This is a genomic window from Stieleria sp. (assembly GCF_041595215.1).
In the GTDB taxonomy this organism is placed as follows: Bacteria; Planctomycetota; Planctomycetia; order Pirellulales; family Pirellulaceae; genus Stieleria; species Stieleria magnilauensis.
On the sequence record NZ_JBFHKV010001318.1, the window covers coordinates 1 to 2,057 of the forward strand.

1 protein-coding gene is annotated in these 2,057 nt (G+C 62.1%); it reads left to right on the forward strand.

Translation table 11 applies throughout. From position 1 onward, the window contains the following. Positions 1-74: 74 nt before the first annotated feature. Entirely contained in the window at positions 75-1,766 is a 1,692-nt protein-coding gene (gene ggt, locus ABX749_RS30915; RefSeq protein WP_372899426.1) for a gamma-glutamyltransferase, read from the forward strand. Positions 1,767-2,057: the final 291 nt, after the last annotated feature.

Here is a 2,057-nt window from a genome sequence, read left to right on the forward strand (position 1 = left end):
ATCGCCAGACCGCCCGTCGTGCGGTTATAGTTTAGCAGCGGTCCATGACGGAAGTACTTTGGAGAGGTAGAGACGTGCAGCGAGTTTGCCAGTTCGGATTGTTGATTGTTATCGTCGGTTGCGTCGTTGAAGCTTCGCCGGCGCTGGGGCAATCGCGTCGCGATGCGGAGAGCCGCGACGGGATGGTGGTCGCGGTGTCGCCCGATGCGGCGGAGGTCGGTGCGGAGATTTTGGAGCAGGGCGGCACGGCGGTCGATTCGGCGATCGCGACCGCCTTTGCCCTCGCCGTGACGCATCCATCTGCCGGCAATCTCGGCGGCGGTGGGTTCATGCTGGTTCACCCGGGCGACGGCAGCCCGCCGTTGATGATCGATTATCGTGAGAAAGCACCGCTTGCGGCCCACCGCGAGATGTTTGTCGACAATAACGACACGCACACCCATCCGTACGTCGGAGTGCCTGGAACGGTCCGCGGGATGAAGTTGGCTCACGAACTGTACGGTTCACTCGCCTGGTCGTCTCTCGTCACGCCCGCGGTCACGCTGGCCCGTGACGGATTTGAGATCCACGCCGGCTTGGCGGCAGAGCTGAACCGAGAATTGGGTCGCAGCACCAACGATGAGTTCCGCCGGGTTTATGGCAAACCCGACGGGACCGATTGGGCAGCCGGTGACCGACTCGTGCTTTCCGACCTCGCCGCGACGCTGCAGCGGATCGCCGAAGACGGCCCCAATGGGTTTTATGCCGGAGAGACGGCCGACTTGATCGCGGCGGAAATGAAAGCCGGCGGCGGATTGATTTCGACCGAGGATCTGTTGCGCTACCGGGCCCGGGTGCGACAGCCGATCCGATGCCGGTTCCGGGGTTACGAAGTGCTGTGCCCTCCGCCGCCGAGTAGCGGTGGGATCACGTTGACACAGATGCTGGGGATCGCCGCGACCTTTGACCTCCGCCGCTGGGGGCGATGGTCGGAGAAGACCAACCACGTGATGATCGAAGCGATGCGGCGGGCGTACGCCAATCGCGCGATGTATTTGGGTGATCCCGACTTTGTCGAAATCCCCAAGCACCTTGCCAGTGCCGATTTCGCCAAATACATGGCCAGCACCATCGACTTGGACCGAGCCACACCCAGTCGTCTGTTGGGGCCGCCGCTGACCGAGCCGGACGAGAGTCTTGAAACCACGCACTTTTCCGTGATCGATCGTCACGGCATGGCGGTCAGCAACACCTACACGTTGGAAGCCAGCTACGGCAGCGGGATCGTCGTCCGCGGGGCGGGTTTTCTGCTGAACAACGAAATGGGTGACTTCAACCGCCGTCCGGGAGTGACCGATACGAAAGGCTCGATCGGAACGGCTGCCAACGAAGTTCGTCCGCAAAAACGAATGCTCAGTTCCATGACGCCGACCATTGTGCTGAAGAACGGACAACCGTACCTGATCACCGGCAGCCCCGGTGGCCGGACGATTATCAACACGGTGTTCTGTGTCACCTTGAACGTCTTGGAATTCGGAATGACCGCGCGCGAGGCTGTCGACGCGCCCCGCACCGATCACGAATGGTTTCCCAATCGCGTCCGATTCATGGGCGCCGACGATCCCGAGTATGCCGCGTTGGTCGAACAACTTCGCAAGCTGGGGCATGACATTCAGGACACCGATCGCCAAGGCGACGCCAACACGATTTTGATTTCCGATGGCAGCTTCATCGGGGCCGCAGACTATCAATTCGGAGCCGCAATCGCACCGGACAGTAAGCCGTGACGGAATGGCTTCACGCTTTGCCCCGATACCGCTAGGTCAAGCGTCAACGGCGAGGCCGCTCGCGCTGGCGCGAACCGGCTGATGGCAAACGATGATCAGCCGTTTGGCGCGAGCCTACGGGCCGATCGAGCACTACAGTGGTGCCGCCCGGACGCTGGCGCGAACCGGCTGATCTCAAACGATGATCAGCCGTTTGCCGCGAGCCTACGGGCCGATCGAGCACTACAGTGGTGCCGCCCGGACGCTGGCGCGAACCGGCTGATGTCAAACGATGATCAGCCGTTTGGCGCG